Source organism: Kosmotoga sp. DU53 (assembly GCF_001639905.1).
Classification (GTDB): domain Bacteria; phylum Thermotogota; class Thermotogae; order Petrotogales; family Kosmotogaceae; genus Kosmotoga; species Kosmotoga olearia.
This window is the reverse complement of sequence record NZ_JGCK01000081.1, coordinates 1-4,194: the sequence shown is the minus strand read 5'-3', so window position 1 is coordinate 4,194 and position 4,194 is coordinate 1. Positions and strand designations below refer to the sequence as shown.

Here is a 4,194-nt window from a genome sequence, read left to right as displayed (position 1 = left end):
AAGCGAGGGCAGTCTGGGTTTTCTTTAGCCTGTATTTCTGGGTGAAGGGATAAAGTTCTGCGGGAGGTTTGGGTCTCAGCCCCCAGTTCCTGTCGTAGCGAACGTAGTTTCTCATGAAGGTATCTATTACCCCTCTGTCTTTATCTCCGAGTTGAAGATACTTATGGATGAACTCTTTTCTTTTTCTCGCAGGTAAGGCTTTCAAGAATTTCCAAACAAGGTCTCTCCTGCCTTCAAGAAACGGATGAAGCTCGAAGAGTTGAGCCACGAATTTCTTTGTTTCATAACGATTTTCCGTAAATTCTTTAAACCTTAGGAGATCTCCTTTGCAAAGTTCCAGTGCACGGAGAAGCGTTCCCTTTCTGCTCAGGTAAGGATAATCTTTCCTTCTGTTCAAAAGAGCGGTGTATGTTGAGAGGATTAATATTTCACGTTCGGATGGTTTGAGTTTTTCCAGCTCTGTTATCGCATTTTCAAAGCCTTTATCTATCTGAATCTTTATCCATTCATTCACGACCGGATAAGGATCGTTGAGTGGATCAACCTCGATTCTCAATCCGGTGATTATCTTCCTTAAAGTTTCACCCCTGACGGTTTGGGTTTTGCCGTTAATCAATTTGCTGAGATGGTCCCTTGCCACTCCAGAAAGTAAAGATGTCTGCTTTATAGAACTTATATTTTTACTCAACCACTCTCTCAGTTCCATATCGTTTTCATATAAGGATTTTTTTAAATCGGTGAGGATTTTTGGTAAAAGTATCATTCTATGAGCATATCTTTTCCTTATATGGTTCTCCATTTCTTTTGGTACGCATTTCATACATCCGGCAAAAACCTCAAGGTTCACTACTTCTTTACTCACAAAGTCCTTTTCTACCTCGATTAATGTATCGATACTCGGAAGTGCTGAAGCTGGGCTTTCTCTATATTTTCCATTTAAGTAGCCAGCTTTTCGGGCATAATTTATAGAATCTTCGGGATATGTTGATCTTAAATACCAGGCAGCATCGTTATAAGCAGTTGCAATTGCAATCGGGTGATCAGCTTTAAGGGATTCTTCAATACATTCCTGAAAAAGCCTTTTTGCCTTTACGACATCTCCTTTTTTTGTAAAATCTCTGGCTTTTCCCAGAAGAAAAAAACACCAACCACTTTGATCTTTCTTATAAGAATCGCTCCAGAACCTAAACTTCTTCATTTTGGGGTTATCAGCAGTTCTTGCATAAACGTTTAGTAAATTTGATGCCACTGCTGAACGCAAAAATGTAGGAATTCTTGAAAACTCTTTGCGAAGCTTGTCATAAATAACTGTAGCTTCCTCCTGTCCCAGAAAATGCAAAATACTCATCTTCTTACTGAGTATTAGATAGTAGAGAATTCCGTTTTTTCTGGTTTTTATTAGAGCCGTTTCTAAACACTTCAGGGCTTTGAAGTACCTTCTGCTCCACGCGAGTTTAATGGTTTGAATGTAGCTCCTCCATCCAGAAGGTAAGCCGACGCTTTCATAATAATTCACAAAAGGTTTTGCAAAACTGCCATTGTTATCTAGTACCTGTAAAAGGGCTTTTATCTTACTTCTCAGTCTTTTTCTCTCCCATCATATGAAGTGTTACACCATGAATTTCGTGAAAAGCCAATATGCACCATATTTTATCTCCCAAAACATTCTTATAGAGCTGGGTTGCAATACCCATAAATTTTGAAATCATATGCAAACTGCTACAATGTAATTGTAGCCCACAGAAAGTAGGTGGTCAATATGATCAGAAAAATACTCACATTGTTTTTAATATCTATACTCTTTAATTTTTCAGTTTTACTGGCTGATCCAGATGATGTGGTTGGTCCAAAAGATGGTCCAAGCAAAGGCAGTGTGGAAAACATGTACGAAAATTCTTTGAATTCCAAACTCGAAGAACTCAGCAGCAGTCAAGACACTCAGATAATTTCTGTATTATTACCTGATCGATAGTTGGAAATATATGAGCCGGATTTTTATATCTCTTGTTGTGTTAGAGGTAAAGCAAGATTGTGATGTCTAAATACAGAGTCGTAGTCTTTTTTGGGATACAAGGATGTTTTTACAGCACTTTCTTGACATAGCAAGATTTTTGATTTTTATATCCTAAAAACAAATAGTTTTTCCCATATTTGGGGGTCGAAGGAACATGTACTTAGGAAATAAAGAAACAAAAGGAGGGATTCGCATGTTAAAAAGGATGGTTTTTGTTCTTCTAATTATGGTTTCAACAGTATTGTTTTCTGTAGAAAGTATAATACCACTTCGAGTTGAATGTGATGACAGTATAACTGAACCCCGCACTGAATGTTGGTGTACGGAAGTACGACCTGCATACACTGATTGGACCTGTTACGCTCAATGTGTAGCAGGATGTGCAACTTGTGGAACAAATGCTGTTTGTTATGCAGCATGTACTGCGTATTGTCTCGCACAGTGCACCTATCCTGAAACCTGTGTTGGTGAATATGAATGCGTAACAATTTATCCGTGTAGTTGGTATTCACTTCTCGATACTCCTTATGAGACATGCTGTCATCGTGAAATTGACTTGAATTTGAGACAAAGCTTCTTAATGTGAATTGCGGGGGGGACAGGTATGCTATTGAAAAAATCATTAATGTTTTTCACCGTTTTGCTAGTCCTTTCAACACTTCTGATTGCTGATGAAGAGATGGTAAGAACAATAACAGTCAATCCAGAAGGTAGCATAGATTCACTTCAAAAAGCTATTGATATCGCTCAAAACGGTGACATTATTATTGTCATGCCGGGTGTTTATAGTACAAAAGCTGTCATAAACAAATCCCTTGAGATAGTTGGTGAGAAAGGAAAAGTTTATTTTGAACCAATTGATTCGGAAATCCCTATGATTGTTGTTATTGGTTCTGATGAACTAAAATTTGAGGGAATAAATTTCAGAGGAAATGGAAGGCTTTTCCAAAGTATAATGAGCAACGTGAGCTTCAGAAATTGTAAGTTTGAGACCTCTGGCACCGCTATATTATTTTCTGGTGGGTCACTTTCGATATCTACCTCGGTATTCAATGGTGTTAAGGAAAAAATCAAAGGAGGTTTCACATACCGTGGAACAGCAATGCTTGTATCAGCAGCTAATAACATAGAATTCACCAACAACCTGGTAAAACACATGGGAACAGGTCTTCTTGTAAGCAACGTAGATACGCTATACAGTCAGAACAACAAATTTTCTGAAAATGTAATTGGTGCAAAATTTATTGATGTCTCAGAACTAGATTTATCGAAGAATATTTTCTATCGCAACCATGTTGCAGTAATACTATCTGGAAAAGGCAATTGTTCCCTGGAAAGCAATATTTTTTCTAAATCCACAAAATGGGATTTGAGCCTTTCCACAGAAGAATGCAAGCTATGTTCAAAATGTGTCGAAAAACCTTTCGATGGATCAGTGTATGGAAAAGAAAACATCTCCGATAATCACATTTTTTGTCCACAGGATTCTGTTGAAATATTGAAGCTATTTGTTAGAAAGGATTGATGAATTTCCTTCGGCTCCCAAATATGGAACAAAAACTATTTACTGCTCCCCTGAAGAATTGGACATATAAGTAGAGAGATAAAGTAAAGGCAAGGGGGTACAGATAAAGGCAAAGAAAACCTCGATGGAAGAAAAGACGGCTTGGAAAACGTAAAGAAATCCAGGGTAAAACAGCTCGAGGAAAAACTCGAAGAACTCAGCAGTCAACGCTCACAGATAGTTTCTGTATTATTACCGATCAACAGTTGGAAATGTTTGGAAAAATTTTTTATATCTCCTGATACGTTAGAGGTGGATTTTTTCAAAACATCGAAAACACAAGAAAAAAGCCCTTCTGAAACCCCCATTCCACCTGCATTTCAGAAGGCAAGAAATTTGAAAATCATATAGAAAAATATATACTAGTCTTGAAACGACTTCGGAGGTTAGAAGATGACGGTTGCGTCTATGGAGAATGTATCGTTTTCTTTTGCCAATGGGCCGAAAATATTCGACAACTTCTCGTTGAGCGTGAAAAAGGGTGAATTTGTTTATATAAAAGGTCTAAACGGTTCCGGGAAGAGTACGCTCTTAAAAATCCTTTGTGGATTAATACCTCCAACAACTGGGAATGTTAGCGTTTTTGGAAAAGAACCACATCGTAACCCTGAAATTT

4 protein-coding genes are annotated in these 4,194 nt (G+C 37.7%); 3 read left to right on the top strand and 1 reads right to left on the bottom strand.

Annotation, left to right across the window (positions count from 1 at the left end):
- Nucleotides 1-1,516: tetratricopeptide repeat protein (locus DU53_RS11545; RefSeq protein WP_201030090.1), on the bottom strand; the 1,516-nt coding region annotated here is incomplete at its 3' end.
- 243 nt (nucleotides 1,517-1,759) lie between these two features.
- On the opposite strand from DU53_RS11545, the gene DU53_RS11540 reads away from it, so the two are divergent.
- The 3 genes from DU53_RS11540 to DU53_RS11525 all read left to right on the top strand — a co-directional run.
- The gene (locus DU53_RS11540) at nucleotides 1,760-1,972 is read left to right on the top strand and encodes a hypothetical protein (RefSeq protein WP_063728790.1); all 213 of its coding nucleotides are present in this window, start codon (nucleotides 1,760-1,762) and stop codon (nucleotides 1,970-1,972) included.
- A gap of 646 nt (nucleotides 1,973-2,618) precedes the next feature.
- Nucleotides 2,619-3,539 (top strand): NosD domain-containing protein, encoded by a 921-nt coding sequence (locus DU53_RS11535; RefSeq protein WP_063728789.1) that lies wholly within the window; start codon nucleotides 2,619-2,621, stop codon nucleotides 3,537-3,539.
- A gap of 432 nt (nucleotides 3,540-3,971) precedes the next feature.
- Nucleotides 3,972-4,194: ATP-binding cassette domain-containing protein (locus tag DU53_RS11525; protein WP_153020861.1), on the top strand; the 223-nt coding region annotated here is incomplete at its 3' end.